The 26,075-nt window shown below is 71.9% G+C and carries 24 protein-coding genes; 9 read left to right on the forward strand and 15 right to left on the reverse strand.

The annotated features are described in order from the left end of the window. Nucleotides 1–3 precede the first annotated feature (3 nt). Both JI751_RS02905 and JI751_RS02910 read right to left on the reverse strand, forming a co-directional pair. A complete protein-coding gene (locus JI751_RS02905) occupies nucleotides 4–1,200 on the reverse strand; it encodes a sensor histidine kinase (protein WP_201933175.1) in 1,197 nt (398 codons plus the stop codon). Next, entirely contained in the window at nucleotides 1,197–1,904 is a 708-nt protein-coding gene (locus JI751_RS02910; RefSeq protein ID WP_236665526.1) for a response regulator transcription factor, read from the reverse strand. The genes JI751_RS02905 and JI751_RS02910 overlap by 4 nt, the downstream gene beginning before the upstream one ends. Nucleotides 1,905–2,265: 361 nt before the next feature. On the opposite strand from JI751_RS02910, the gene JI751_RS02915 reads away from it, so the two are divergent. Beyond that, nucleotides 2,266–2,817 (forward strand): SACE_7040 family transcriptional regulator, encoded by a 552-nt coding sequence (locus JI751_RS02915; protein ID WP_201933176.1) that lies wholly within the window; start codon nucleotides 2,266–2,268, stop codon nucleotides 2,815–2,817. Nucleotides 2,818–2,837: 20 nt separating this feature from the next. Here the strand turns inward: JI751_RS02915 and JI751_RS02920 are convergent, their stop codons facing one another. Together JI751_RS02920 and JI751_RS02925 are read right to left on the reverse strand one after the other, a co-directional pair. Then, nucleotides 2,838–3,527: an SWIM zinc finger family protein gene (locus tag JI751_RS02920; protein WP_201933178.1), complete on the reverse strand. Its 690-nt coding sequence runs from the start codon at nucleotides 3,525–3,527 to the stop codon at nucleotides 2,838–2,840. A 91-nt stretch (nucleotides 3,528–3,618) separates the two neighbouring features. Continuing rightward, nucleotides 3,619–6,324 carry a DEAD/DEAH box helicase gene (locus JI751_RS02925; protein ID WP_201933180.1) on the reverse strand — a complete coding sequence of 902 codons (2,706 nt, stop codon included), beginning with the start codon at nucleotides 6,322–6,324 and terminating at the stop codon, nucleotides 3,619–3,621. Between the two features lie 79 nt (nucleotides 6,325–6,403). Here JI751_RS02925 and JI751_RS02930 point away from each other — a divergent pair, with 79 nt between their 5' ends. The 4 genes from JI751_RS02930 to JI751_RS02945 all read left to right on the forward strand — a co-directional run bounded on the left by JI751_RS02930 (nucleotide 6,404) and on the right by JI751_RS02945 (nucleotide 11,159). Next, a complete protein-coding gene (locus JI751_RS02930; protein ID WP_201933182.1) occupies nucleotides 6,404–7,591 on the forward strand; it encodes a dipeptidase in 1,188 nt (395 codons plus the stop codon). A gap of 252 nt (nucleotides 7,592–7,843) precedes the next feature. Then, nucleotides 7,844–9,346, forward strand: coding sequence for a DHA2 family efflux MFS transporter permease subunit (locus JI751_RS02935; RefSeq protein ID WP_201934533.1), 1,503 nt, complete (start codon nucleotides 7,844–7,846; stop codon nucleotides 9,344–9,346). 209 nt (nucleotides 9,347–9,555) lie between these two features. Continuing rightward, entirely contained in the window at nucleotides 9,556–9,924 is a 369-nt protein-coding gene (locus JI751_RS02940; protein ID WP_201933183.1) for a YciI family protein, read from the forward strand. Between the two features lie 11 nt (nucleotides 9,925–9,935). Beyond that, nucleotides 9,936–11,159: an RNA polymerase sigma factor gene (locus JI751_RS02945; RefSeq protein ID WP_201933184.1), complete on the forward strand. Its 1,224-nt coding sequence runs from the start codon at nucleotides 9,936–9,938 to the stop codon at nucleotides 11,157–11,159. Between the two features lie 3 nt (nucleotides 11,160–11,162). On the opposite strand, the gene JI751_RS02950 is transcribed toward JI751_RS02945, so the two are convergent. The 4 genes from JI751_RS02950 to JI751_RS02965 are packed head-to-tail and all read right to left on the reverse strand — an operon-like array spanning nucleotide 11,163 to nucleotide 14,940. Next, nucleotides 11,163–13,352 (reverse strand): RecQ family ATP-dependent DNA helicase, encoded by a 2,190-nt coding sequence (locus JI751_RS02950; protein ID WP_201933185.1) that lies wholly within the window; start codon nucleotides 13,350–13,352, stop codon nucleotides 11,163–11,165. A 42-nt stretch (nucleotides 13,353–13,394) separates the two neighbouring features. Next, a complete protein-coding gene (locus tag JI751_RS02955; protein WP_201933187.1) occupies nucleotides 13,395–14,252 on the reverse strand; it encodes a hypothetical protein in 858 nt (285 codons plus the stop codon). Further along, a complete protein-coding gene (locus JI751_RS02960; RefSeq protein WP_201933190.1) occupies nucleotides 14,249–14,563 on the reverse strand; it encodes a type VII secretion target in 315 nt (104 codons plus the stop codon). The genes JI751_RS02955 and JI751_RS02960 overlap by 4 nt, the downstream gene beginning before the upstream one ends. Next, nucleotides 14,560–14,940: a YbaB/EbfC family nucleoid-associated protein gene (locus tag JI751_RS02965; RefSeq protein ID WP_201933198.1), complete on the reverse strand. Its 381-nt coding sequence runs from the start codon at nucleotides 14,938–14,940 to the stop codon at nucleotides 14,560–14,562. The genes JI751_RS02960 and JI751_RS02965 overlap by 4 nt, the downstream gene beginning before the upstream one ends. Nucleotides 14,941–15,003: 63 nt before the next feature. Between JI751_RS02965 and JI751_RS02970 the strand changes: the two genes are divergently transcribed. Both JI751_RS02970 and JI751_RS02975 read left to right on the forward strand, forming a co-directional pair. Continuing rightward, nucleotides 15,004–15,567: a hypothetical protein gene (locus tag JI751_RS02970; protein ID WP_201933200.1), complete on the forward strand. Its 564-nt coding sequence runs from the start codon at nucleotides 15,004–15,006 to the stop codon at nucleotides 15,565–15,567. Further along, nucleotides 15,548–16,072 (forward strand): hypothetical protein, encoded by a 525-nt coding sequence (locus JI751_RS02975; RefSeq protein WP_201933201.1) that lies wholly within the window; start codon nucleotides 15,548–15,550, stop codon nucleotides 16,070–16,072. The genes JI751_RS02970 and JI751_RS02975 overlap by 20 nt, the downstream gene beginning before the upstream one ends. Here JI751_RS02975 and JI751_RS02980 read toward each other — a convergent pair. From JI751_RS02980 to JI751_RS02995, 4 genes are all read right to left on the reverse strand, one after another. Further along, on the reverse strand, nucleotides 16,069–16,569 hold the full coding sequence (locus tag JI751_RS02980; RefSeq protein WP_307813745.1) for a sigma-70 family RNA polymerase sigma factor: 501 nt from the start codon (nucleotides 16,567–16,569) through the stop codon (nucleotides 16,069–16,071). The two genes, JI751_RS02975 and JI751_RS02980, sit on opposite strands and share 4 nt — an antisense overlap. Continuing rightward, complete coding sequence (locus tag JI751_RS02985; protein ID WP_201933202.1) at nucleotides 16,566–17,519, reverse strand: hypothetical protein; 954 nt, start codon at nucleotides 17,517–17,519, stop codon at nucleotides 16,566–16,568. The genes JI751_RS02980 and JI751_RS02985 overlap by 4 nt, the downstream gene beginning before the upstream one ends. A 33-nt stretch (nucleotides 17,520–17,552) precedes the next feature. After that, nucleotides 17,553–18,560 carry a GDSL-type esterase/lipase family protein gene (locus JI751_RS02990; RefSeq protein ID WP_201933203.1) on the reverse strand — a complete coding sequence of 336 codons (1,008 nt, stop codon included), beginning with the start codon at nucleotides 18,558–18,560 and terminating at the stop codon, nucleotides 17,553–17,555. Nucleotides 18,561–18,651: 91 nt separating this feature from the next. Continuing rightward, on the reverse strand, nucleotides 18,652–19,455 hold the full coding sequence (locus JI751_RS02995; protein WP_307813749.1) for a 2-phosphosulfolactate phosphatase: 804 nt from the start codon (nucleotides 19,453–19,455) through the stop codon (nucleotides 18,652–18,654). Between the two features lie 168 nt (nucleotides 19,456–19,623). On the opposite strand from JI751_RS02995, the gene JI751_RS03000 reads away from it, so the two are divergent. Further along, nucleotides 19,624–20,193: a hypothetical protein gene (locus JI751_RS03000; RefSeq protein WP_201933206.1), complete on the forward strand. Its 570-nt coding sequence runs from the start codon at nucleotides 19,624–19,626 to the stop codon at nucleotides 20,191–20,193. A gap of 53 nt (nucleotides 20,194–20,246) precedes the next feature. On the opposite strand, the gene JI751_RS03005 is transcribed toward JI751_RS03000, so the two are convergent. Beyond that, nucleotides 20,247–22,190 carry a M13 family metallopeptidase gene (locus JI751_RS03005; RefSeq protein ID WP_201933209.1) on the reverse strand — a complete coding sequence of 648 codons (1,944 nt, stop codon included), beginning with the start codon at nucleotides 22,188–22,190 and terminating at the stop codon, nucleotides 20,247–20,249. Nucleotides 22,191–22,355: 165 nt separating this feature from the next. Here JI751_RS03005 and JI751_RS03010 point away from each other — a divergent pair, with 165 nt between their 5' ends. After that, nucleotides 22,356–23,756, forward strand: coding sequence for a hypothetical protein (locus tag JI751_RS03010; RefSeq protein ID WP_201933212.1), 1,401 nt, complete (start codon nucleotides 22,356–22,358; stop codon nucleotides 23,754–23,756). A 3-nt stretch (nucleotides 23,757–23,759) separates the two neighbouring features. On the opposite strand, the gene JI751_RS03015 is transcribed toward JI751_RS03010, so the two are convergent. Together JI751_RS03015 and JI751_RS03020 are read right to left on the reverse strand one after the other, a co-directional pair. Further along, nucleotides 23,760–24,737 carry an NADPH:quinone oxidoreductase family protein gene (locus tag JI751_RS03015; protein WP_201933215.1) on the reverse strand — a complete coding sequence of 326 codons (978 nt, stop codon included), beginning with the start codon at nucleotides 24,735–24,737 and terminating at the stop codon, nucleotides 23,760–23,762. A gap of 75 nt (nucleotides 24,738–24,812) precedes the next feature. Further along, nucleotides 24,813–26,075, reverse strand: coding sequence for a M15 family metallopeptidase (locus JI751_RS03020; RefSeq protein WP_201933217.1), 1,263 nt, complete (start codon nucleotides 26,073–26,075; stop codon nucleotides 24,813–24,815).

The raw sequence follows: 26,075 nt of genomic DNA on the forward strand, positions 1-26,075 counted from the left end.
AGGTTAGCGATCGTTAACCTGCGGGTCCAGTGCTGCGAACTCCCCCTGCACCGTGGTGCCGCGGCCCGGGAGCGAGACCACCTCGAGGATGCCGCCGGCCGCGGCGATGCGCGCCTCCATGCCCAGCAGCCCGCCCGGCTCGACCTGACGGCGGTCGAACCCGCGACCGTCGTCGGTCACGCTGAACTCGAGGTGCGGCAGCCCCCGCAGGGTCACGAGGACCTTCGTGGCCCGGGCGTGCTTGGCCACGTTGGTGAGCGCCTCGAGGATGCAGAAGTACGCCGCCGCCTCGACCTGCGGCGTCTGGCGACCGACGTCGAACACCTCGAGCGTCACCGGCACGACCGAGCGCCGGGCCATAGCCTGGAGGGCGATGACCAGGCCGCGCTCGACGAGCAGCGGCGGATAGATCCCGCGGGCGAGCTCACGCAGCTCGCCCATGATCTCGCGGTTGTCGGCGGCGAGCTGGCCGAGCAGCACGGCCGCACCGTCGTGGCGCCCCGCCAGCAGCTCCTTGCGGGCGCGCTCGATCGTCACGCTCATGGTCAGGAGCCGCTGCTGGGCCCCGTCGTGCAGGTCGCGCTCGATGCTGCGGCGCGCGGCGTCGGCGACGTCGACGATGAGGGTGCGCGACTCCGCGAGCTGCTCGGTCTTCTCGGTGAGGCGCTGGTAGGCGTCGCGGACCAGGTAGGTCACCACGAGCACGACGGCCGGCAACGACGACGCGATCACCACGGCGTTGACCCACCAGAGATCGTTGAGCGCGTCGTCGCGACGCGCCTCGGCGAGCGCCGCCACGCCAGCGCTGCCCACCACCGCGTAGACGAGGAAGGCGTTGAGCCACGCCCGGGAGACGTAGGGGATCGCGACCAGCATCGGGACGAGCATCAACATGGCGGTGAGCGGCGAGAGGTTGGGCGTCGCGTAGGTGCCACCCACCGCGAACGAGCCGGCCGACAGCGCGAAGCCGACCAGGACCGCCCGCGCCCCGTAGCGCGGGGTGAGCGGCAGCGTCACCAGCATCAGCGCGGTCGCGAGGAGCATCACCGCGAGGTCCACCAGCACGGCCGTGTGCCGGAACCCCAGGACGTACGCCGTCCCGAGGACCGCGGTCGAGAACGTCAGCGCGACGAGGTTGATCCGCAGCAGCCGGACGAGCGGCGGGTCGAGGGAGTCCCACCCGGCGAGCAGGCGGCTCATCGGAGCGGCGCCACCCGACCGCTCACGCCGCCACCGACGCCTGCCTCGCTCAGGAACACGAGCGTCGCGGCGACCCGGCGGTGCACGGGCGACTCCGCGGGGAGGTCGAGCTTGGTCAGGATCGAGTTGATGTGCTTCTCCACCGCCCGGTCGGTGATCACCAGCTCGTCGGCGATCGCCCTGTTGGTCATGCCCCGCGCGATCATGGAGAGGACCTCGAGCTCGCGCGGGGTCAGCCGGTCGAGGAGCGAGTCGTGGCGGCGCGTCCCGGTCGCCACCAGCGCGTCGACGACGATCTGGTCGATGACCGACCCTCCGGCGGCGACCGTACGGAGGGCGGCCACCAGCTCGTCGACGTCGGCCACCCGTTCCTTCAGGAGGTAGCCGCGACCGTCGCTGCCGTCGCGGACCAGGTCGAGGGCGTACTCCACGTCGGAGTACTGCGTGAGGGCGACGACGCCGATGCCGGGATGCGTACGCCGCAGCACGGCTGCCGCGCGGATGCCCTCGTCGGTGAAGTCGGGCGGCATCCGGATGTCGGTCAGCAGCACGTCGGGCCGGTGCTCCTCGACCCTGGCGAGGAGCTCGGGCAGGTTGGTCGCGGTCGCCACGACGTCGATGTCGTCGAACCCGTCGAGCAGCGCGAGGACGCCGGCGCGGAGGAGGTCCCCGTCCTCGGCGAGGACCACTCGGATCTGCGACATGTCGGCACTGTAGCCACGGGCCTCGCCGGGCGTCGGTAGAGCAGGCACCACCCTCTCCGCGCCCGTCGACGGAGGTCGTTGGCCGGAACTCCGTCGAAAGGTGGTGGTGCCACCACTGGATTTCTCCCCGGTCGCGAGCGAGACTCGAGGCACACGTGGTGCGTTGATCGTGGGGATCAGACCAGAGGGCTGTTGCGGGGGTGCAGCCCACTGGAAGCACCAAGGGGAGGCATGTGTGATTCCGCTCGCCATATGGGAGCAACCGGAGCGACAGCTGCGACGCGACGTGACGCTCCCGTCGCCACGACGCTCTGCGGACGAACTGGCACTCGAGGGGTTAACAGGCACTAACCTCGACGACGTGTCCAGTCGCCGTGAGCAGATCCTCGACATCGCGGCCGAGCTCTTCGCCGCTCGGGGGTTCCACGGTGTGTCCGTCGCCGAGCTCGGTGCCGCGTGCGGCATCTCGGGGCCTGCGCTCTACAAGCACTTCGAGTCCAAGGACGCGATGCTGGCCGAGATGCTGGTCAGCATCAGCGAGACGCTGCTGTCCGAGGGTCGCTCCCGCGTCGCCAGCGCCGAGGACCCGCGTGCGGCGCTCGAGGCACTCGTCGAGTGGCACATCGAGTTCGCGATCGACCACCGCGCGCTCATCGTCGTCCAGGACCGCGACTGGAGCAGCCTGCCCGACGAGGCACGCGAGCGCGTCCGCGCGCTCCAGCGCGCCTACGTCGACGTGTGGGCGACGCAGATCCGCCGCCACGACGGCTCGATGAGCCCGGAGGCCTCGCGCACCCGGTCCCACGTGCTGTTCGGACTGCTCAACTCGACGCCGCACAGCGGCCGTCTCCCCGACCCGCAGCTGCACGACGTGCTGCGCGAGATGGCTCACGGAGCCCTCGGCCTCACCTGATCACGGGTCCCGACCTCGGGTCACCAGGCGTCGAACGGACGGTCCTGCTCCAGCAACCGGGCCGCCCGGACGGCGGCGTCCTCGGCGATCACGAGATCGTCCACCGCGTCCGGGTCGGTCGCCTCGCTGGACGTTGAGTCTCCTTGAGACTCAACGTCCACTGCGGGCCGCGTGATGCGGTGCAGGTCGCGCATGACCCGGTCGCGGGAGAGCCCGCGCAGGTGGGTGAGCACGAACGGGTCGCCCTGGATCAGCCACGCGAGCTGGGTCAGCACGGCCAGGGCGTGGGGGCACGGGTCGAGCCACCCGTCGCAGGTGCAGGCCGAGCCCAGCTCACCGCCGTACGGCAACAGCTCGACGCCGGCCTCCTCGACGGCCTCGACGAAGGCGTGCGGCAGCTGCCCGGCGAGCAGCGCGGCGATGCGGCCGGACTCCGCGGCGACCAGCTCGGTGAACGCCGCCGCGTCGGAGTCGTCGAGCACGGGGACGGTCACCTCGACCGTCCACGCGTCGTGGCCGTCGGTCACGGCCGCCACCGCGCCGCCGTCGCTGACGGTGATCGAGCCGACGGCCCCGGCGCGGGCCAGGGCGCGGCCGGTGCGGAGGTCCTTCTCGCCGAAGGCGGCCTCCTCCACCGCCCGGAGCACCGCCTTGCTCCACCAGGTGCCGGAGCCGCCACCACGCCGGGCAGGCAGCCGCGGGTGGGTCACGGGATGGGAATCGTTCCTCGGAGTCACTCGGGGTCCCCGCGGCGTTGTTCGGAGGAGCGGGGCGGGGGAGGAGAACGTCGTGGGGTGAGCTTCATCGACGGAGCTCGACGAGGTCGCGGAGCTCGGCGTCGGAGAGCTCGGTCAGTGCGGTCTCGCCGCTGGCGAGCACCGAGTCGGCGATGGAGCGCTTGCGGGTGAGCAGCTCGGCGATCTTCTCCTCGATGGTGCCCTGGGTGACGAACCGGTGCACCTGCACCGGCTTGGTCTGGCCGATCCGGTAGGCGCGGTCCGTGGCCTGGTCCTCGACGGCGGGGTTCCACCAGCGGTCGAAGTGGAGCACGTGGTCGGCCGCGGTGAGGTTGAGGCCGGTGCCGCCCGCCTTGAGGGACAGCAGGAAGACCGGGATCTCGCCCGCCTGGAAGCGGGCGACCATCGCCTCGCGCTCGCGCACCGGAGTGCCGCCGTGCAGCAGCTGGTGCGGCACACCCGTGGTGCCGAGGTGGCGCTCGAGGAGCCGGGCCATCGCGACGTACTGGGTGAAGACGAGGACCGCGCCCTCCTCGGCGATCACGGTGCCGACGAGCTCGTCGAGGAGCTCGAGCTTCTCCGACCGGCCGCGCAGCTTGGGGTTGGCCTGGCGCAGGTAGTGGGCCGGGTGGTTGCAGATCTGCTTGAGGCCGGTCAGCAGCTTGAGCACCAGCCCGCGCCGGGTCTCCTCGTCGGCCTCCTCGATGCGGCGCATCGACTCGCGCACGAGCGTCTCGTAGAGGACGACCTGCTCGCGGGTCATCCCGAGCAGGTGGTCGGTCTCGGTCTTGGCCGGCAGCTCGGGCGCGATGCCGGGGTCGGACTTGCGTCGGCGCAGCAGGAAGGGACCGATGAGGTCGGCGAACTGGCGCGCCTTGGTGGGCTCGAGGCCCGACTCGATCGGCCCCGCCCAGACCTTGCGGAAGGCGTTGCGGCTGCCGAGCAGGCCGGGGATGGCCCAGTCGAGGATCGACCAGAGCTCGGTGAGGTCGTTCTCGACCGGGGTCCCGGTGAGCGCCACCCGCGCGGCGCTCGGGATGGTGCGCAGGGCGCGCGCGGCGGCGGACCGCGAGTTCTTGATGTGCTGGGCCTCGTCGGCGACGACCAGGTCCCACGGGACCTCGGCGAGCAGCGCCGCGTCGTTGCGCATGGTCCCGTAGGTCGTCAGCACGAAGCCGCTCACGCCGTCGAGGTCGCGGGCGCTGCCGTGGTGGCGGCGCACCGGGACGCCCGGCGCGAACCGGCGGATCTCGGCCTCCCAGTTGCCGAGCAGCGACGCCGGGCAGACCACGAGCGTCGGACCACCAGCGCTCTCCGCCTCGGCGCGGTGCAGGTGCAGCGCGATCAGCGTGATCGTCTTGCCGAGCCCCATGTCGTCGGCCAGGCAGGCACCGAGGCCGAGCGAGGTGAGCTCGGCCAGCCAGCTGAGCCCGCGCCGCTGGTAGTCGCGCAGGTCGGCGTGCAGCCCGGACGGCAGGTCCACGAGGTCGCCGGTCGCAGCCGCCTGCAACCGGTCGCGGACCTTCAGCAGGCTGGCGCCGACGATCGCCTCGTAGGGCACGTCCTCGACGTCGACGACCCCGGTGAGGGTCACCGCGAGCGCCTGCACGGGGGTGATCGTGCGGATCAGCCGCTTGCGGGCGCGCTTGATCACCGAGGAGTCGACCGCGATCCAGTTGTCGCGCAGCTTGATGATCGGGCTGGTCGCGCGCGAGAGCTCGTCCATCTCGTCGTCGGTCAGCTCCTCGCCGTGCAGCGACAGCTGCCACTCGAAGCCGAAGAGGGCCTGCGGACCGAAGAGCCCGTCCTGGAGCGGCTCCTCGCGCACCCCGACGGCCGAGCGCTGCCGGCCGAGCTCGACGCGGTGGGTGACCTCCCGGTCGAGGTACTTCGGCCACATGACCGGGTGCCCGGCCTCGGTCAGCGCCGCCGCCCCGCCGTCGAGGAGGGAGAGGATCTCGTCGGAGTCGAGCCCGATCTCGTCGGGGATCCGCAGGTCGAGCAGCCGGTCGAGCACCGGCCACGCGTCGGCAGCGGACCGCAGGGCGATGGCCGCGTGGGTGCGTGCGCGCTCGCCGAAGCCGTGCGCCGCCTCGGGACCGGTGTCGGCCCACAGCTCGGAGGCGTCGGCCATGTGGGCGGCGTTGTCGACGGCGTGGACCTGGAGCACGAGGCGTACGGCGCCGGCGACGAGCTCCTCCTCGTCGGCCTCGATCCGGAACGAGATGGACACCAGGTGCGGGCGGTCGTCACGGCCCCGCGAGCGGATCCGGGCGATGCGCTGCTGGAGCTGGTCGCTGAAGTCGTCGGGCGTGGAGGGTCGCGGCGCCGGTCGGGCCGGCAGCCGCGAACCGTGGCGGGAGCGTCCCGGGGTGGTGCGCGGCATCGTGTCGACGACCGCGTCGAGGAGCCCGCGCACCATGCCCTCGGCGGTGGCGGCGTCGAAGCCGTCGCTCGCCCGCGAGCTGGCGAGGGCGGCGATCCGCTGCTCGTCGGACGGGTCGAGACCGGCCACCTGCCAGTGCCGGCCCTCGGGGTCGGGCGCGAAGCGACCGGAGGCCACCAGCTGGAGGCCCATCAGCGCCGCACCCGCGAGCAGGGCGACCGACGGGTGGAGGTCGTCCTGGTCGCGCACCTTGCCGAGCACCGGCAGCGCACCACGGATCGGCATCACGATCGTGCGCCGGTCGTCGGTGAACTCGATCGAGCCCTCCCGGGGCGGCTCCCCCACCAGCAGCCTGGCGGGACCGGTCACCGGGACAAGATTCATGCAGCACCCTTCGTTGCGCTCGACCTGACGCTAACGCCTCGGACCGACAGGGAGTTCCCGACCGCTACGGTCGAGCACCATGACCTCGGAACTGGACCTCTCGGCGCTGCTCGCGGACCACCCGGTGATCGACGGGCACAACGACCTGTTGTGGGAGGCGCGCGCCCAGGTGGCGTACGACTTCACGCGGCTCGACGTCGGCACCGGCGGGACCCCCACCCACACGGACCTGCCGCGGATGCGCGCCGGCGGGATGGGCGCGCAGTTCTGGTCGGTCTACGTCCCGTGCCGGCTCACCGGCGACGACGCGGTCAGCGCGACCCTGGAGCAGGTCGACGCGGCCCGCCACCTGACCAGCTCGTACGCCGACCAGCTGGCGTGGGCGACCACCGCCGACGAGGTCGAGGCGGCCTGGGCGTCGGGCCGGATGGCGTCGCTGACGGGGGCCGAGGGCGGGCACTCGATCAACTGCTCGCTGGGCACGCTGCGCCGGCTGCACGAGCTGGGCGTCCGCTACATGACGCTCACCCACAACGCGAACACCCCGTGGGCCGACTCCGCGACGGACCGGCCGGCCGTCGGCGGCCTGACGGCCTTCGGCCGCGAGGTCGTGCGCGAGATGAACCGGATCGGGATGATGGTCGACCTCTCCCACGTCTCGGCCGACACGATGCGCGACGCGCTCGAGGTCGCCGAGGCGCCGGTGATCTTCAGCCACAGCTCGGCCCGCGCGGTCACCGACAGCCGGCGCAACGCGCCCGACGACGTGCTCGAGCGGATGGCCGCGGGAGGCGGCGTCTGCATGGTGACCTTCGTGCCGAAGTTCGTGAACGCCGCCTGCGCCGACGCGCACCGCGAGACGGTCGCGGCGGCCGAGGCCGAGGGGATCCTGGAGTCCGACGGCGTACGGTTCGCGGCGTTCGAGGAGGCCTGGGTCGTCGACCACCCCGTCCCCACCGCGACCCTCGCCGACGTCGTCGCGCACTGCGAGCACGTGCGCGAGGTCGCCGGCATCGACCACATCGGGCTGGGCGGCGACTACGACGGCGTCGAGGTGCTGCCCACCGGGCTCGAGGACGTCTCGACCTACCCCGCCCTGCTGTCCGCGCTCGCGGACCGCGGCTGGTCCGCCGACGACCTCGCGAGGCTGACCTGCCGCAACACCCTCCGCGTGATGCGCGAGGTGGAGGACGCCGCCCGGCGCATCCAGGCCGTACGCGGCCCCAGCCTGGCCCGGATCGAGGACCTCGACGGCGTCCGCAGCTGAACTGCCCGCTGGGTGGCGTGCCCGGTACGACGGACGCGCGTCACTCCGGCCCGGCCTGGCACCGGGAGCAGCGCCCGGACGACGTCCACCCCGCCGGGCGAGGGAGGGGTGACGCAGCGCACCCTGCCGGGTCGGCAAAAGGATTGGTTCGTTGTCCGTGGCAACCAATAATCTTGGCGGGTGACCGACACGCAGCTCCAGCCCGGCGAGACGCAGCCCGGCAGCTCCGACAAGCTCGACAAGAGCGTCCTGATGGTGGCCGGTGTGGTCGTCCTCGGCGCCATCATGTCCATCCTCGACATCACGGTCGTCTCCGTCGCGCTCGAGACCTTCCAGCGCGAGTTCGACGCGACCGCCGCCGAGGTCGCGTGGACGATGACCGGCTACACCCTGGCGCTCGCCAGCGTCATCCCGCTCACCGGCTGGGCCGCCGACCGCTTCGGCACCAAGCGGCTCTACCTCTTGGCCGTCCTCCTGTTCACCGCTGGCTCCGTGCTGTGCGCGACCGCGTCCTCGCTCGAGCTGCTGGTCCTCTACCGGGTCCTGCAGGGCCTCGGCGGCGGCATGCTGATGCCGCTCGGCATGACGATCCTGACCCGCGCCGCCGGCCCGGAGCGCGTCGGTCGCGTGATGGCCGTGCTCGGCATCCCGATGCTGCTCGGCCCGATCTTCGGCCCGATCCTCGGTGGCGCCCTGATCGACAGCGCCTCCTGGCACTGGATCTTCCTGATCAACCTGCCCATCGGCATCGCCGCGATCGTCTACGCCTGGATCGTGCTGCCGAAGGACGAGGTCGAGCCGTCCGAGACCTTCGACTGGCTGGGCATGGTGCTGCTGTCCCCCGGCCTCGCGGCCTTCCTCTACGGCGTGAGCTCGATCCCCGAGCACGGATCCGTGTCGGCCACCGAGGTCTGGCTGCCGGCCGTCCTGGGCATCGCGCTGATCGTCGCGTTCGTGCCGTGGGCGCTCAACCGCCGCAACATCCACCCGCTGGTCGAGCTGCGCCTGTTCACCAACAGGAACATGACGGTCGCCATCATCGCGATGATGCTCTTCGCGATCGCGTTCTTCGGTGCGTCCTTGCTGTTCCCGCTCTACTTCATCCAGGTCCGTGGCGAGGACGCGCTCGGCGCCGGCCTGCTGCTCGCGCCGCAGGGCGTCGGCGCGATGATCACGATGCCGATCGCCGGCATCCTGGCCGACAGGATCGGGCCCGGGAAGATCGTCCTCGCCGGCATCACGGTGATCACGGTCGGCATGGCGATGTTCACCCAGATCGGTGCGGACACCTCCTACACCTACATCCTCGGGGCGCTCTTCATCATGGGTCTCGGCATGGGCGGCACGATGATGCCGATCATGACCGCGGCGCTCGCGACGCTGACCGCGCACAACGTGGCCCGCGGCTCGACGCTGCTCAACATCACCCAGCAGGTCGCGGCCTCGATCGGCACGGCCCTGTTCTCGGTGATCCTCACCAACCAGATCAAGGGCAGCGACACGGCGGGTGCCTACCTCGCCGCACGCTCGGCCGAGGGTGACCAGGACGTCCTCGCCGGGATCGCCGACAAGCTCGGCCTGACCGTCGACCAGTTCACCGGCTTCGCCGCATCCGGCAAGGTCGAGCTGGCCGACTCGTTCGCGACGGTCTTCATCGTCGCCACGATCCTGGTGGCGTGCTGCCTGGTCCCGGCCGCCTTCCTGCCGCGCAGGAAGGTCGCCCCGGTGGACCCGACGGCGATGATGGGTCACTGACCCGCACCACGTGCACGACCGAGCGGCCCGTCCTCCTGCGTGGAGGGCGGGCCGAGTCGCTCCCGACGTCGAGCACACCTGACGGCTGACCCCGGTGGCGAGCATGATGTCGGCAGGAAAGTCTGCGCAGGCTGTCGATTTCCGGCACCGGGCGGCGACGGGGTGGTGAACGACCCCGACCGGCGGGGCCGCAGCAGAGAGGCACCACCATGAAGTACGTCCTGATGTACACCTCCCGTCCCGACCTGGACGCGGGCACCGACCCCGAGGCCGCCCAGGCGATCTACAAGCGCGTCTACGAGTGGTTCGGCGAGAACGCCGGCGTGATGGCCGACTCGGGCGCCGAGCTGCTCGGCGTCGAGACCGCGACCACCGTCCGGCACGCCGCCGACGGCGCAGTCGTCGTCGACGGTCCCTTCAACGAGGCCAAGGAGGTGATCGGCGGGTTCAGCGTCATCGACGTGGCCGACATGGACGCCGCCATCGCCGTCGTGAAGACCTGGCCGCTGCTCGACCTGCCGGGCGTCGCCGTCGAGATCCGCCCCATGGTCGAGGACTACTCGCACATGGAGGGATGACGGACGACCGGATGAGCAGCAGCAGCTCGGACGACCTCCTCGCGCGCACGCTGCGCGAGGAGGCCGGCCCGCTGGTGGCTCGGCTCTCGCGGAGGTTCGGCGACTTCGACCTGGCCGAGGAGGCCGTGCAGGGCGCGGTCGTCGAGGCACTGTCGGCCTGGCGGCGCGACGGTCCTCCGCAGCGGCCGGGCGCCTGGCTCCAGGTCGCCGCCGACCGGAACGCGATGGACGGGATGCGGCTGCGCGACCGGCAGCGGGCACTCGCGGCACGCGCCGACGTACGCCTTCCCGACCAGGGGGCGCGCGACACCGACGAGCGGCTCGCCCTCCTCTTCGCCTGCTGCCACCCGGCGATCGCACCGGAGGCCCGGCTGGCGCTCACCCTCCGCGCCGTCGTCGGTCTGACCACCCCGCAGATCGCGCGGGCGTTCCTCGTGCACGAGAGCACGCTCGCCCAGCGCATCGTGCGCGCGAAGCGCAAGATCGTCTCGGCCCGCATCTCGCTGGCCGTGCCGGCCGAGTCCGAGCTCACCGAGCGCCTCGGCGACGTGCTGGCGGTGGTCTACGTGATGTTCAACGAGGGGTTCGTCTCCTCGACCGGCGCGACCCAGGACCGTGACCTCGCCGCCGATGCCGTCTGGCTCGCGGGTGTCGTCGCCACCGCGCTGCCCCGCGAGGCCGAGGCGTGGGGACTCGCCGCGCTGCTGACGATCCAGCACGCGCGCAGCCGGGCACGCTTCGTCGACGGCGACCTCGTGCTGCTGCGCGACCAGGACCGCGGGCTCTGGGACGCGGCGGCGATCGCCGAGGGAGAGCGGCTGATCGAGCGGGCGGCCGCGCTGCGTCGCCCGGGGCCCTACCAGCTGCAGGCAGCGATCGCGGCGGTGCACGCCACCGGCGCGAGCTGGGCCGACACCGACTGGCTCCAGATCGCCCTCCTCTACGACGAGTTGGCCCGCTTCGACCCCTCGCCCGTCGTGCGGCTCAACCAGGCGGTCGCGCAGGCGCAGGTGCTCGGGCCGGCCGAATCGCTCCGGCAGCTCGACGGTCTGGCCGCGCCACTGGCCGACTACCACCTGTTCCACGCCACCCGGGCGCAGCTGCTGAGCGACCTCGGTCGACACGACGAGGCCGCGGCCGCGAACCGCCGGGCCCTCGAGCTCACCACCAACGATGCCGAGCGCCGGTTGCTGACGACCCGGCTGCACCGGAGGAGGCTCGACGACGGGTCGTGAGCGTCAGCCCTGGGTGGCGAGGACCAGCGGGAGCACGGCGCTCGCGCCGGCGTCGCGGATCGCGGCGGCCGCGACCGTCAGCGTCCACCCGGTGGCGACCTGGTCATCGACCAGCAGCACGGTCGCGCCGGGCGGCACCTCGGCGTCGAGCCCGCCCCGGCGGCGGGTGGCGGCGACGCGCTGTGCCGAGTTGGTCTGGCCGGCGCGGGGCGGGACGGAGTGGTCGCGGATCGCCCAGGTGCCGACGATCGGCACCTGCATCACGCGGGACAGTCCCTCGGCCAGGTCGCGGGTGAGGGTCGGCCGGGTCGCGGACTCGACCACCACGATGGCATCGGGACGCGACTCCCACTCGGGCGCCCAGTCCTTCATCACCTCCATCACCGCCTGCGCGAGCGGCGGCGGCACGGGGCCGTCGGGGGTGTCCTCACGGAACAGCGCGCGGAGCGCCTGCCCGTGGCCGAGGTCGGTGAGCCGGGCGACCGCGCGACCGGGCGCGGCGCCCTCGGCGATCTTGCCCTTGAGGTCGAGCCCGAGGTGGGCGAGCGCAGTGGGCCACATCTTGCGGGGCTCGACGACCACACCGGGGCGCGCGAGCCGCTCGCCGGCCTCGGCCACCGACGCCTCGCTCACGTCGGTGCTGAGGGTGAGGCCGCCGCAGTTGTCGCAGCGGCCGCAGTCGCCTGCCTCGGGATCGTCGAGCTGCTCGCGCAGGAACCGCATCCGGCACCGGTCGGTCCTCAGGTAGTCGAGCATCGCCTGCTGCTCGCGCTCGCGCGCCTCCGAGACCCGGGCGTAGCGCTCGGCGTCGTAGTCCCACGACCGACCGGTGGCCACCCACCCGCCCTGCACCCGCTGGACGGCGCCGTCGACGTCGAGCACCTTGAGCATCGACTCGAGCCGGTTGCGGCCGAGCTCGACGCGCGTCTCGAGGGTGGCGGTGGACATCGGACGGTCGGACTCGGCGAGGGCAGCCAGGGTCTCGCGGACCTGCTCCTCGCGCGGGAAGCCGAGGGAGGCGAAGTAGGCCCAGATGTCGCGGTCCTCGATCTGCGGGAGCAGCACGACGGTGGCGTCGTCGGTGCCGCGGCCGGCACGACCGACCTGCTGGTAGTAGGCCACCGGCGACTGCGGGGCCCCGAGGTTGATCACGAACCCGAGGCTCGCGTCGAAGCCCATGCCCAGCGCGCTCGTCGCGATGAGGGCCTTGACCCGGCCGTCGACGAGCGCCTGCTCGAGGGCGTGCCGCTCGTCGGGATCGGTCTGGCCGGAGTAGGCCGCGACCTCGAGGCCGCGGTCGCGGAGGTAGCCCGCGACCTCCTGGGTGGCGGCGACGGTGAGGCAGTAGACGATGCCGGAGCCCGGCTGCTCGGCGAGGTGGTCGGCGAGCCACGCGAGTCGTTGCTGCGGTGTCTTCAGCTGCACCACCCCGAGCCGCAGCGACTCACGGTCGAGGGTGCCGCGCTGGACCAGCACCTCGTCGGAGGACTCTCGCGACGGGCGCTGGTCACCCTCCTCGACCGACGCAGACGGTGCGTGCACGCCCAGCTGCTCGGCGACGTCGGCGGTCACCCGCGCGTTGGCCGTCGCGGTGGTCGCCAGCACCGGGATCCCCGCCGGCAGCTCGGCGAGGAGCGTGCGGAGCCGGCGGTAGTCGGGGCGGAAGTCGTGGCCCCAGTCGGAGATGCAGTGGGCCTCGTCGACCACCAGCAGGCCACAGGTCGCGGCGAGCCGGGGCAGCACCTCGTCGCGGAAGCCGGGGTTGTTGAGCCGCTCCGGACTGACGAGCAGGACGTCGACCTCGCCGGCCTGGATCTGGTCCTGGATCGGCTGCCACTGGTCGATGTTGGTGGAGTTGATCGTGACCGCGCGGATGCCGGCGCGCTCGGCGGCGGCGATCTGGTTGCGCATCAGCGCGAGGAGCGGGCTGACGATGACGGTCGGTCCGGCGCCCGCCTCGCGCAGCAGCTTGGTCGCGACGAAGTAGACCGCCGACTTGCCCCACCCGGTGCGCTGGACCACGAGTGCGCGGCGTGCGTCGACGGCGAGCGCCTCGATGGCGGCCCACTGGTCCTCGCGGAGCACGGCGTCACCCTGCCCGTCCCTGGGACCGACGAGGGCCCGGAGGTGCCCCTCCGCGGCCTCGCGCGCGGAACGTCGTACGTCGTCGCTGACGGCGGTCGCAGTGCTCATGGGCCCTGTCTACCAACCACCACCGACTGCGTGCGCAGCCGGCTACGCAGGCTGTGGATCGCGGTAGTTGTCCACCTGCGAGGCCGACTTGATCAGCTGGGTGAGGGCGGTCAGCTCGGTCTCGTTCATCTGCGAGGCGTAGCGCGAGGCCTTGGCCAGTGCGGTCGAGGCGTTCTCGAGGGCGGGCGAGATGTCGGAGACCAGGTCGGCGAACCGGTCGAGCGACCTGGCCAGGTCGGTCATCAGTGTGCGGGTGCGCTGGATCAGCTCGCGCGCCTTGTTGCCCGCCGTGACGACGGCGTGCGGAGCCATGATGCCGAGGGTGGCCGCGGCCTCGGCGAGCAGCTTGATGATCTGGCCGATGGCGTCGGACATGATCTGCACGATGAACTCGCGGACACCGGCGAGCACCGTGCCGCCGAGGGCGACGCCGGCGCCGACGCCGGTGCAGACGTTGGCCATGCCGCGTACGAGCGACTCCTCGACCTCGGCGAAGTCACGGTAGGCGTCCATGGTCATCCCGCGGAGACCGGACAGGTCGCCGGCGACCGCCGAGCGGTAGTCGTCGGCGAGGCCGCCGAGGTGCGTGGCGCAGTTCTGCCAGGTCTGGGCGAAGGACTCGATGGTCGCGGGGTCGCCCAGCAGCTCGTCGAGCGCGTCCTGGACGGGCCCGATGTGCGAGATCAGCCAGCCGGCGAACATCGACCCGATGGTGCCGATCGGGTCGACGACTGCGCCGACCATGTCGAGCCCGGCGCTGAGCCCGTTGACCGAGCCCTCGATCCAGTCGCCGCGACCGAAGGCCTCGGCGGAGTCGGCGGCGCCGTCGATCATCTTGAGACCGTCGGTCATGTCGTTGAAGCCCGGGTTGCGGTCGGCCTGGGCGATGAGGTCGTTCATGACAGACCCTTCTGGAGGGCTTCGTTGAGCTCGGCGACGGTCTCGTCGACGAGCTGGAACAGGTCGGCGGCGGCCCGCATGCCGGTGGCGGTCGCGGCCAGCGAGCCGCTCGCGGCGCGGGTGGCGCCGACGCCGGCTACCTCGAGGGGCGCGATCAGCGGGTAGACCAGCGCGGCGCCGATCTTGCCGTAGGCGTTGGGGTGGAAGGAGACCGAGTCGGCCGCCTGGACGGCGCGGTCGGCCTGCCCCTTGAGGGCGTCGACCTTGCCGGCGTGGCTCCGCATCGCGGAGAGGGAGACGTCGAGGGTCATCGGGAGTACTCCTCGTAGCCGAAGGTGCTGCGGTAGGACCCGGTGATCGCGGCCGCGGCGGCCACGTCGGGCCCGTAGATCTCACGGGCGGCCTGCTCGACCTCGAAGCTCAGCCGGCGCTTGGCCTGCGCGTGCGCCTCGAGCACGCCGTGCGCCAGCTGACCGGCGTCGAGCCGGGCGAACTGGTCGTCGAAGCGCACGTCGACCATCTGGCCGGTGCCGTCGACGATGACCGTGACCATCCGGTCGGTGGACTCTCCCTCCACCCGCATCTGCTCGGTGGTGGTGGCCAGGGCCTGCGCCTGGTCGATGCGGGCCTCGGCCGCGTCGAACGACTCGTTCATCGCGGCCAGGTAGGCGTCGAGCCGTGAGCTCATGGGTTCGTCCTCCTGGGGTGTGGTGGTGCACCGAGCATCTTCCCCGCCCTAGTGTGGGCAAACATGGAGAGCCCTCTCGGAGCGTCCCAACCGGCCACCGTCCTGACCCCGCGACCGCTCGTCCGCAACCTCGCGATCGGGGTGCTCGTCGTCGGGATCGTGCTGGTCCCGGCCACCTGGGCGGCGGGTGGGTCGCAACGGGCGCTGCTGACCGCAGCGGTCGCCCTGGTGATGGTGGTTCTTCCCGCGTGGGCGATCTGGTTCTCGCGAGGCCGCACGATCGTCGTCCACCCCGACCGCGTCGTCGTACGCCGGGGGGAGCGGGACGTGCGCACCTTCGCCTTCGACGACCTGGTCGAGGTCCGGCCGAGCGTCGACGGATCGGCCGGAGCGGCGACCCCGGAGTTCTGGAACAAGGCGGTCACGCTGGTCGGGCGGACGACCGACGGCCGGAGGCGGGGCCTCAAGGTGACGGCGCAGACCGTCGAGAGCATCGACCCGCTGCTCCTCGCGCTCGCGCCCGTGGTGGCGCGGCGGCCCGAGCTGCTGCCGCACGACGTCCACCGCACGCTCTTCGAGGAGTACGTCGCCGACCTCGGCCGGGGCCGTGGCACCCAGCGCGGCTGAGGCTTCCAGCACCTGGGTCGAGCTCGAGCCCCGCACGGCGCTCGTCGCCGGATGCCTGCTCGTGGCCGCCCTCTGCGCCTGGCCGGTGTGGCGCACGTGGCGGGCGTGGCGGAGCACGCACGACCGCCGCGGGCTCGCGCTGCTGACGGCGATCGGCTGCACGCTCATCTTCGTCGGCGCCCCGCTCGCGCTCGCCGCCGACGCCGGCACGAGCGGCGTACGCGTGTCCGGGACCCGCGTCGAGACCACGCGGTTCGGCGAGCCCCGGACCGGCGTCGACCTCGCCGACCTGACCTCGGTCGAGGTGGGATGCGAGGGCAGCCTCGGCCCGCTCACCCCGGGCCGGTGGGACCACTACGTCCGGCTCACGGGCAGCACGCCATCGGGCGGGCGGATCGAGATCGAGGTGACCACCGCGCGGTTCGAGAGCCTCCAGCCGCTGCTCGACGCGCTGGAGCCGGTCGTGCGGGAGCGGCCCGGGCTCTCCACGACGTGGGGTCGCTAGCCGGTCCCGACCTGCTCACCCATCCGCGCCCGCAGCGTCGCGAGTCCGCGGGACGCGTGGCTCTTGACCGTGCCCTCGCTGATCGACAGCTCGCGCGCCGTGTCCTCGACCGAGAAGCCCAGCCAGTGGCGCAGCACGACCGTCCGCCGCTGCATCGCGGGCAGGCGACGGAGCTCGGTCAGGAGCTCGAGCCGGTCCTCGGCTCCCGCCCCGTCGCGCACCGGGCTGTCGAGCAGCTCGACCGGCACGGCCGAGCGGCGCCGGTGCCACGGACGGCGGCGCTGGTCGAGGTCGGCGTTGACGATGATCCGCCGGGCGTACGCCTCCTCGCGACCGCTGCCGCCGACCCGCGGCCAGGCCAGGTAGAGCTTGACCAGCGCCTCCTGGAGCACGTCCTCGGCACGCGCGTCGTCGCGGCAGACGGCGTACGCGATCCGGCGAAGCACGCCCTGCCGGGCCTCGACGAACTCGACGTAGTCCGCGTCGTAGGCCCTCACGTCCAGTTGCCCTTCAGCATCGTGAGGAACGAGGCGAAGTCGGGCTGGGAGTCGCCCGGCCAGTACTGGTACCACTCCCCGCCTTCCTCCGGGTCCACGCCGACGACGTAGAAGGTCTCCCCGGCGTACTCCACCTCGGCTGCGCCGGATCGGGTGTGCGTGACCCGACCCGAGCCCAGGTCCACGTCGGCCTTCTGGTGGAGCAGGCGCACCCCGGGGGCGCCGGCGACCATCCGGCTCGTGCGGTCGCCTGCGAAGCGAGCGAACCGCTCGGAGACCGACGGCCGGCCCTGCGGGTAGGCAGTCACGCTGTCGACCCAGAGCTCGAAGTCGTCGGTGCGACCGCCCGGGGTGTCCATCTCCCCGTCGCCCGCCGACGAGATCCACACCCAGACCACGTCGTCCGCCATATCCTCCGGTGCGCAGGTGCACAGCGCCTCGACCGCGATCGAGCTCACCAAGCCCGGCTCGCCGTAGGTGTAGGGATCCACCACGACGCGTTGCACGGTGGCGTCCGGCGCCACCCACAACCGTCCGTCCGGCGCGTACGCGATCGGCCCGTGGTTGCCGTACTCCTGCGCCCACGAGGGGATGTCGTCGGTGGTGAACCAGTCAACGCCGGCGAGCCCGTCCTGCGCCTCGAGGGCGTTGTTGGGCTCGGGCGCGACGAAGTCGGGGTCGTAGGAGTAGTCGATCGCCGGGGACGCAGGGGGCGAGCCAGGAGCCGTCGGCTCCTGGGCGAGCGAGGCCTCCTTGCCGCTCCCGCCCGTGCCGAGCGAGACGGCGAGGGCGATCGCAGCCGCGGCTGCCACGGGTGTCGCCAGCGCCACCGCGCCCGTCCGACGCCGGCGTGCCCGCCGCCCCTCGTGGAGGTAGGCCTCCGCCGGGACGACGGGCAGTCCGCCGAGCTCGCGGTCGAGCCGGGTCAGCAGGTCGGTCTCAGGACTCATGTCCCCTCGACGTGCCGGCATCCCCGGAGGTTGTCACGACCCGGACTTCTCCAGGAAGCGCTCGATGTCGACGCCCGCCCGACGAGCCGCCTTCCGGGCAGCAGGCGTGGTCAGGTCGGGGGCGGTGAAGACCTCCGGCTCGATCGTGCGGTCCGCGTCGGCGTACTGCTGCTGGAGCGCTGCCTGGCTGCCGGCGCTGGCGGCGGAGTCGGCCACCACCTGCGAGGTCACCGCGACGGCGGCACCGGTGAGCAGCGGGCTGACCGTCGGCGTGTAGCCGCCGGCGTGACCGGTGGCCTTGGGGTGGTAGCTCTCGCTGATCGGGTTCGAGAGGCCGTTGATCCACTCGTCGGCGTCGCACACGGCGTGCCCGATGAAGCGACTGGTCGGGTTGGCGAAGGAGAAGCCGGCCGCAGACGCGGCCGACGCGAGCCGGCTGTTGAGCAGGTCGGCGGTCTGGTTGAGCCGCGACTCCTCGGCCGGGGAGAACCAGGTGAAGGCGTTGCAGTCCTCGCCCATGAAGATCCGCGGGTAGCCGACGACGACGACCTTGGCGTACGGCGCGCGGCTGCGGATGCCGGAGTAGAGGGTGCTCAGCCGCGTGGGAAGGGTGCTGTTGATGAACGACTGCGCGGTGTTGATCGCGCCGTCGCAGTTGCTCATCCAGCCCGGCTGCGCGCACTCGGTGAGCACGTCGGCGAATCCCGCGTCGTTGCCGCCGACCGAGATCGAGACGTAGCTCGTCGCCGAGGTGAGCGCCGAGAGCTGGGTGTTGGTGACGTCGGCGACGGTCGCGCCCGAGCACGCGCGGAAGTTGAGCGCGTAGCCGCGGGCCGCGGCGATGAGGCTGGGGTAGGCCGCCGTGGAGCGCTGGCAGCTGGTGCCGTCGGCGATGTAGGAGCGGGTGCCGGTGCCCGAGGCGTAGGAGTCGCCCAGTGCCACGTAGGACGGTGCGGCAGCCTGGGCGGGCTGGACGAGGAGCGGCGTGACGAGGCCGGCGAGGGCGGCACCGAGCACCGCGAGGCGAGACGTGCGAATCATCGAGTAGTCCTGTCGAGACAGTGGCCACCCGAGTGTGGCCACGATCACAGTAGGGACTCGCGTGCCCCGTCGCCAGAGGCGATCGGTCAGGTCACCCGTCGACCCGACGCAGCCGCGGCCCCGTCGGGCGGACCTCGGTGGCGTCCCGGAAGGATTCGCCCACCAGCAGCGGCACCACCTCGCTGACGTCGTGCTGCGCGGCGATCTCCACGTCCGCCACGAAGCCGGCCTCGGTCAGCTCGACCCCGCCGGCGCACCGGAGCAGGTCGTCGGGCAACCGCGCGGCGCGCCAGGCAGCGACGGCCATTCGCGCCTCCGGGCTGGCGGTGGCGACCTCGTCCTCGCTCCCCAGCGCGTCGAGGACCGCCCCCGCACCCCAGAGGTCCTCGACCGCGGGCCGGAGCGTGTCGTCGTACCACCGCTCTCCGGCGGGTACGACGACGACGCTGGCGCCGTCCGCGACGCGGGGTGCGAGCCAGCGGGCGACCGCGCCGGCGTTGCGGAGGCAGGCACCCACGACCTGCGCCCCGGAGTCGGCGAGCGCGAAGGCGATGGTCGAGCCGTTGGGCGAGGGCAGCACCAGCCGCTCGATCCCCTCGACCTCCGACAGGCTGGCCGGCGAGAGCGAGACGTGGCGCGCGTCGCCGCGTGAGAGCGCCTCGAAGCGACCGATCGCGAGGGTCGCGCCGTGGCGCATCGCGTGCTCGGTGGCGCGTGAGTCCTTCCAGCGGAACGGGAAGACCTCGATCCCGCGCTCGATCGCGACGCTCAGCGTGGTGGTGAAGGACAGCACGTCGACGACCACCGCGTAGTCGGCGGGGACGGCCGCGGCGCCGGTCGGTCCCCACTCCATGCGGATCCGGGAGCTGGACTGGTCGTGGCCGGGCAGTGTCACGGAGTCATTGAACTACCGGCTCCGCGCGATCGGGAACTCCGCGATCGACGGCCGGCGGATTCCGCGAAATCCCGGCGCGCGACCCGGCTTCGCCCTACTCTCGATCACCAACGGACGTCCACAGGACGTCAACATCGATCTCGGGTGCTTCACACCAGGAGATCGCACATGTCGCTCACGCCCCGCACCGCACTGGTGGTGGTCGTCGCCGCCATCGCCCTGCTGGCCACGGCCGGCGCCGGCGCGACCGCCGCGCTGATGATCAGCGGCAAGCAGATCAAGGACAACTCGGTCACCAGCCAGGACATCAAGAACAAGAGCCTCAAGGTCAAGGACCTCTCGACCAAGGCGCAGACCAAGCTCAAGGGCCGTACGGGTGCCACCGGAGCCACTGGAGCTCGCGGCCCGGCGGGCCCGGCCGGTCCCGCGGGCAGCTCCGGCCTCCCCGGCCTCCCCGGCATTCCGGGGCTCAGCGGCTTCGAGGTCATCACCAACACCCTGGCCATCCCGGCCGGGCTGGGCTCGACGACGAACCCGTTGACGGCTGCCTGTCCCGCGGGCAAGAAGGCGATCGCCGCCACGAGTTCGTTCGCCACTCCCGTCGGCAACCTGGTGAGCCAGGTGACGCGCGTCGACGACTCCTCGTTCCAGACGGTGGGAATCCCGCTGCCACTGCTGGGCTCGCTCCTCGCCAACACCCTCACCCTCGACGTCGTCTGCGCCAACGTCCCGGACTGAGGCACCGGACAGCGGAGCCCCAGGACGCCAGGTGCGTCCCGGGGCTCCACTGATCACCAGATCCGGACGCGGCCCTCGGGCTCGAGCCAGAGGCCGTCACCGGGCTCGGTGCCGAAGACCTCGTGGAACTCGTCGAGGTTGCGCACGATGTTGGCGCGGAACTCGGCGGGGCTGTGGGGGTCGATGGTGAGGTACTGGAGCTCCTGCTCCTTGCGGCGCTTGGTGCGCCACACGTGGGCCCAGTTGAGGAACAGGGTGCGGCGGTCGTCGAGCGAGGCGTTGCCGTCCTTGCTGATGACGTAGGCCTTGTGGGCGATGGTCAGGCCGCCGAGGTCGCCGATGTTCTCGCCGACGGTGAGGCTGCCGTTGACGTGCTCGCCGGGGAGGGTGCGCGGCTCGAACTCGTCGTACTGCTTGACGAGCGCCTGCGACTTGGCCTCGAAGGCCGTCTTGTCGGCGGCGGTCCACCAGTCGTGGAGATTGCCGTCGCCGTCGTACTGGGCGCCCTGGTCGTCGAAGCCGTGGCCGAGCTCGTGGCCGATGACCGCGCCGATGCCGCCGTAGTTCTCGGCCTCCTCGGCGTCGGGGCTGAAGAACGGCGGCTGCAGGATCGCGGCCGGGAAGCAGATCTCGTTGGTGCCCGGGTGGTAGTAGGCGTTGACGGTCTGCGGGAGCATCAGCCACTCGTCGCGGTCGACCGGCTGGCCGACCTTCTCGAGCTGCCGGTCGGTCTCGAACGCCGACGCGGCGTTAACATTGCCCAGCAGGTCGGTGGCGGAGACGGTGAGTGCGGAGTAGTCGCGGAACTCCGTCGGGTAGCCGATCTTGGGGTAGAAGCGGTCGAGCTTGTCGTACGCCTTCTGCTTGGTGTCCTCGCCCATCCAGTCGAGCGTCTCGATCGAGCGGCGGTAGGCCGTGACGAGGTTGGCGACCAGCTCGTCCATCATCGCCTTCGAGGTCGGCGGGAAGTGGCGCGAGACGTAGACCTTGCCGACGGCCTCGCCGATCGCGCCCTCGACGAAGTCGACGCCGCGCTTCCAACGGGCGCGCAGCTCGGGGGTGCCGTTGAGGGTGCGGCCGTAGAAGTCGAAGTTGGCCTGGACGAACTCGTCGGGCAGGTAGGGCGCCGAGCTGCGCACGATGCGCAGGTGCATCACGTCGCGCCACGTCTCGATCGGGGTCTCCTCGAGCACCGTGGAGAGGTGGGAGAAGAAGTCTGGCTGCATCACGATGGTCGTGCGCAGGGTCTCCTCGGTGCCGCCGAGACCGGTGACGTAGGTGACCCAGTCGAAGGCCGGGCACAGCTCGCGCAGCTCGTCGAGCGACTTGTGGTTGGTGGTCTTCTGCACGTCGCGCGTCTCGGCGGCCTCCCAGTGACCCTCGGCGACGCGGGTCTCGTAGGCCAGGACGCGGGCGGCGGCGCCGGCCGGGTCGGCGTGCTTGCTCAGCGTGAGCAGCGTGGTGAGGTAGTCGACGTACTTCGCGCGGATCTCGGCGAACTTGTCGTCGCGGTAGTAGGACTCGTCGGGCAGGCCGAGCCCGCCCTGGGCGAGGTAGACGATGTTCTTCGACGCGTCACCGCGGTCGGGCGTGATGTAGGAGCCGAAGAGGCCGGGGCCGCCGATGCGCTCGAACATCCCGAGGAACGCGGCGAGCTCGGTGAGGTCGGCGATCGAGCGGGCGCGCTCGAGCAGCCCCTCGATCGGCTGGAGCCCCAAGGCCTGGATGGTCTCGGTGTCCATGAAGGAGGCGTAGAGGTCGCCGATCTTGCGCTCGTCGGCGTCGAGCTGGTCGGCCGGACGGTCGGCGAGCTCGGTGATGATGTCGCGCACCTGCTGCTCCGCGGCGTCGGCGAGCGCGATGAACGCGCCCCAGCTCGACTTGTCGGAGGGGATCTCGGTGTCCTCCAGCCACCGTCCGTTGACGTGGCCGAAGAGGTCGTCCTGGGGACGGATGTCGGGGTCCATGCCGTCGCGTGCTGAGTCGAGGATCGTCACGAGGGCGACCCTAACCCCGCGCGCCTACCGGGTCATCGCACGCATCCGCAAGGTTCGACCCGCTGCTGGACCAGACCGGTCCAGACCACGTGCTCGCACGAGTGGCAAGCACCGACGCGAGGAGGACTCTGGATCGATCGGGATCCGTGTCCATCGGGAGGAACCATGCGCGTACGTCACCAGCTCGCTGCACCACTGATCGCCCTCACCGTCACCGCCACGCTCGGGGCCCCGCCGGGCAACGCGTTGGCGTCCGCGCAGGTGACCGCGAGGTCGTGGACCGCCCTCACGGCGAGCTCGTCTCCCAACTTCGCGCAGGCGAGCACCGTACGGACCGGCGACGGTCTCCAGCACGTCGTGTGGATCATCGACGAGGGCGCGGGCGCGAACTACCTCCACACCACGATCGACGCGTCGGGTCGCCAGGGGGCGACGACCCGGGTGCTCACGGACACGTGGGGTCAGCTCAGCACCCCGGTCGACCTCGAGGTCGACGCTGCCGGGCGGCTCCGGGTCTCGTTCCGCGGCGCGCTCGACGGCGACACCGCCAACTTCTTCACCTACCGCGGCGTCTACTCCGCGGTCTCCTCCGACGGCGGCGCCACGTGGGTGGTGCCGCGCGAGGTGCTCGCGGTCAGCGACGCCAGCGGTGGCGGCAGCACCTTCGTCCACCTGCCCGACGGCACCGTGCTCGGCGGGTACGGCGACACGGGAGGCTTCCACTGGCACGTCGGCGCGATCCCCGAGGCCGCCGAGCCCACCACGACGAACTCCGAGTTCACCGACATGGACGCGGTGTCCGCCTCGCTCATCAGCAGCGGGTCGGCCGTGTGGGTCGTCTACCAGAGCATCCGCGCCGACGGCGTCTTCGCCCGGCAGGTGTGGCCGAGCCTCGGAGCGCCGGTGCGCGGTCCGGGAGGCTTCACCAACCCCGGCCAGCCGATGGCGCTCGTCAACCGGCCCGGCGTCGGTCCGATGGCGGCGTACATGCTGGACGACCGGGTCGTCCTCTGGGACATCACGGCCAACCGGGTCCACCGGGTACGCGGCCACGACGGGGCGAGCGCACCCGAGCTGGCCGTGCTCCCCGACGGCCACCTGTGGGTCGTCTCGGCCGGTCCGATCGGCTACGAGCCCCGGGCCTCCCGCGTGGCCGAGCGCGGGTGGGACACCGACAGGCGCCCGACGATGCTGCCCGACCTGTTCGCCAGCTTCGGCGTCTCGGTGTCGGCCTCGACCGACCTGCGCGCGGAGGTGCTGCTGGTCGCGGCCGACGACAGCGATCCGATCCGGCTCCTGGCCCGCTCCGTCGCCGCCCAGCTGACGCTCAGGGCGAGCCCGCGTCGGTGGTCGAGCGGCCGCGCGCAGACCGTGGTCCTCAAGGTCACCGACGTCGACGGCGGCGTCGCTCGTGCCAAGGTGAGGGCGGGCGGCGAGCGCTGCACCACCAACGGTGCGGGTCGCTGCACGATCCGGTTCTCCGCGAGGCGACCCGGGAGCTTCACCGCCCGCGCGACCAAGCGGGCCTACGACGACGCGACGGTGAGGCTGACGGTGCGTCGGTGAGCGTCAGCGGACGCGCACGACCGACTTTCCCAGGGTGCGGCGCTCGTCCATGTCGACGAGCGCCCGCCCGAAGTCGGCGAGGTCGTAGGTCGCGCCGATCGGCGGCTTGACCACACCCGACTCGATCATCGGGGCGAGCCGGTGCCACTGCTGCTGCATGTAGCCGGGGCGGGTCATGGCGTAGGCCCCCCAGCCGACGCCGCGGACGTCGGTGTTGCCGAGCAGCAGCCGGTTGACCTTGACCTCGGGGATGCCCTGGCCGGCGGCGAAGCCGACCACGAGGATGCGGCCCTGCTCGGCGAGGCAGCGGAGCGAGTCGGTGAAGGCGTCGCCGCCGACGACGTCGAGCACCACGTCGACGCCCCTGCCGCCGGTGAGCTCCTTGACCGCGTCCTTGAAGTCCGGGCCGATCACGACCTCGTCGGCGCCGGCGGCCTTCGCGAAGTCGGCCTTCGCCCGGGTGCTGACGACCGCGATGGTCCGGGCACCGAGGCCCTTGGCGACCTGCAGGGTGGCCGTGCCGACGCCGCCGGCTGCGCCGTGGACGAGGACCGTCTCGCGCTCGCGCAGGCCGCCGCGCTCCTCGAGCGCGAACAGGGCCGTGAGGTAGTTCATCGGCAGCGCGGCGCCCTCGTCGTACGACATCTCGTCGGGGAGGGGGAAGGTGAAGATCACCGGGTTGGCGACCTGCTCGGCCGCGCCACCGTGGAGGTTGACCCCCGCGACGCGCTGGCCGACGGTGAAGCCGCTCGACTCCGCGGCACCCGGGTCGAGGACCGTGCCGGCGAAGTCGACGCCGAGGGTGAACGGCGGCTCCGGCTTGAACTGGTACTCCCCGCGGCTGAGCAGCAGGTCGGGGAACGAGATGCCGACGCTGTGCACCTCGACGAGCACGTCGTGCGCGGTGGGGGTCGGCTCGGGGACCTCGCGCACCTCGACGTCGGAGGGACCGGTGAGCGTGACGACCTGGACTGCCTTCATGGGAGCGACCCTAGCCATCGGGCGCCGGGTCTCGTGACAGGACTTCGTCCTTCCTCGACCAACCGTGAGGGTGGGTCAGCCGGCGCGCTTGATCTCCCGCAGCTCGAAGTGCATCGGGTCGGTGTAGCGCCAGTCGCCGCCCCACGCGAAGCCCCACTTCTCGAAGATCGCCACGACCGCGCGGTTCATCTCGCCGACCGTGCCGCGGCCGTTGCCGGGGACGTTGAGGTCGAGGGCAAGGCCGAAGGAGTGGTTGGACAGCGTCGTGGTGCCGGCGATGAAGCGCGGGTAGTAGCACCCGGCGTACTCGTCGGGGTGGATCTCCGCGGCCAGCCCCGTCTGCTGGATCTCCAGCAGGGCGTTGCGCAGCTGGGGGAACAGGTCCTTGTGACAGGTCACGCTGCCGAGGATCGGCACCGCCTCGGTGCGGATGTTGGCCGCGACCCACGACGACTCCGGCGCGATCCGGCCGCCGCCGATGACGGTGTATCGATAGGTGCCGACGACGCTGCCTATGCTGCCGCCGGTCGGGATCGCGGTCAGCGTGGCGTCGGGGTCGAGGCCGAGCACCGAGGCGACGTCGAGCATTTGCACCGACGCGTCCTTGCCGACCAGCTTCTCGAGCGGCTTGCGGATCGTCGCCGGCGCGATGTTGGTGGTGGAGATCAGCAGGCCGTTGTCGGTGGCCATCCCGATGTCGCCGGCCCAGGCCGTGTTGACCACCATGTCGATGGTCGGGATGGGAGGGGTCTGGGTGTACGCCCCGACGTGCAGGGTCGGGGCCGAGTCCTCCGAGCCGAGCCGGATCATCCCGTCCTTGTCGGCCAGCCGCTTGGCGATCGTCTTGTCGGTCGCCATCTCGCCGCCGGCGACGCGGTCCCACGTCACCCGGGAGTCCGCGACCTCGAACGGCGTGAAGTTGCGGTAGCGACCGGGGTCGACGGAGGCGACCGTCAGCACGCGGTTCTCGAGACTGACCTGACCGAGGCCGATCCGCTCGGTGTGGGCGACCCCCTTGAGCTTCTCGATCTTCTTCACCGTGGCGGCGTCGAGGGCCTTGTCCCACTGCACGAGGATGTCGGCGCTCCACAGCCGGCCGTCGCGCTTGCCGGGCGGGTCGACCGCGTGCTCCGGGTCGGCGACCGGCACCGCCGTCCTGGTCTTCCTGGTCTTCTTGGTCTCCTTGGCCGCCTCGGGCTTGCCGGTCGTCGACGTCTGACCGGCCGGGGTCGGGTCGGGCTCCTCCGCACCGTCGTCGCCGCTGCACGCGCTGAGCACGAGGAGGAGGGCAGCGGTCGCCGCAGCCCCCGTCCACCTCGACCCCCGTCGTACGCGCAT

Origin of the sequence: Nocardioides baculatus (assembly GCF_016735675.1) — a bacterium.
Lineage (GTDB): Bacteria > Actinomycetota > Actinomycetes > Propionibacteriales > Nocardioidaceae > Nocardioides > Nocardioides baculatus.

What these genes read in the sequence shown, in the direction of transcription:
- JI751_RS02905 (WP_201933175.1), bottom strand. Translation starts at nt 1,200, where the DNA reads ATGAGCCGCCTGCTCGCCGGGTGGGACTCCCTCGACCCGCCGCTCGTC.
- JI751_RS02910 (WP_236665526.1), bottom strand. Translation starts at nt 1,904, where the DNA reads ATGTCGCAGATCCGAGTGGTCCTCGCCGAGGACGGGGACCTCCTCCGC.
- JI751_RS02925 (WP_201933180.1), bottom strand. Translation starts at nt 6,324, where the DNA reads ATGAATCTTGTCCCGGTGACCGGTCCCGCCAGGCTGCTGGTGGGGGAG.
- JI751_RS02930 (WP_201933182.1), top strand. Translation starts at nt 6,404, where the DNA reads ATGACCTCGGAACTGGACCTCTCGGCGCTGCTCGCGGACCACCCGGTG.
- JI751_RS02935 (WP_201934533.1), top strand. Translation starts at nt 7,844, where the DNA reads ATGGTGGCCGGTGTGGTCGTCCTCGGCGCCATCATGTCCATCCTCGAC.
- JI751_RS02940 (WP_201933183.1), top strand. Translation starts at nt 9,556, where the DNA reads ATGAAGTACGTCCTGATGTACACCTCCCGTCCCGACCTGGACGCGGGC.
- JI751_RS02945 (WP_201933184.1), top strand. Translation starts at nt 9,936, where the DNA reads ATGAGCAGCAGCAGCTCGGACGACCTCCTCGCGCGCACGCTGCGCGAG.
- JI751_RS02950 (WP_201933185.1), bottom strand. Translation starts at nt 13,352, where the DNA reads ATGAGCACTGCGACCGCCGTCAGCGACGACGTACGACGTTCCGCGCGC.
- JI751_RS02955 (WP_201933187.1), bottom strand. Translation starts at nt 14,252, where the DNA reads ATGAACGACCTCATCGCCCAGGCCGACCGCAACCCGGGCTTCAACGAC.
- JI751_RS02960 (WP_201933190.1), bottom strand. Translation starts at nt 14,563, where the DNA reads ATGACCCTCGACGTCTCCCTCTCCGCGATGCGGAGCCACGCCGGCAAG.
- JI751_RS02965 (WP_201933198.1), bottom strand. Translation starts at nt 14,940, where the DNA reads ATGAGCTCACGGCTCGACGCCTACCTGGCCGCGATGAACGAGTCGTTC.
- JI751_RS02970 (WP_201933200.1), top strand. Translation starts at nt 15,004, where the DNA reads ATGGAGAGCCCTCTCGGAGCGTCCCAACCGGCCACCGTCCTGACCCCG.
- JI751_RS02985 (WP_201933202.1), bottom strand. Translation starts at nt 17,519, where the DNA reads ATGAGTCCTGAGACCGACCTGCTGACCCGGCTCGACCGCGAGCTCGGC.
- JI751_RS02990 (WP_201933203.1), bottom strand. Translation starts at nt 18,560, where the DNA reads ATGATTCGCACGTCTCGCCTCGCGGTGCTCGGTGCCGCCCTCGCCGGC.
- JI751_RS03000 (WP_201933206.1), top strand. Translation starts at nt 19,624, where the DNA reads ATGTCGCTCACGCCCCGCACCGCACTGGTGGTGGTCGTCGCCGCCATC.
- JI751_RS03010 (WP_201933212.1), top strand. Translation starts at nt 22,356, where the DNA reads ATGCGCGTACGTCACCAGCTCGCTGCACCACTGATCGCCCTCACCGTC.
- JI751_RS03015 (WP_201933215.1), bottom strand. Translation starts at nt 24,737, where the DNA reads ATGAAGGCAGTCCAGGTCGTCACGCTCACCGGTCCCTCCGACGTCGAG.
- JI751_RS03020 (WP_201933217.1), bottom strand. Translation starts at nt 26,075, where the DNA reads ATGCGCGTACGACGGGGGTCGAGGTGGACGGGGGCTGCGGCGACCGCT.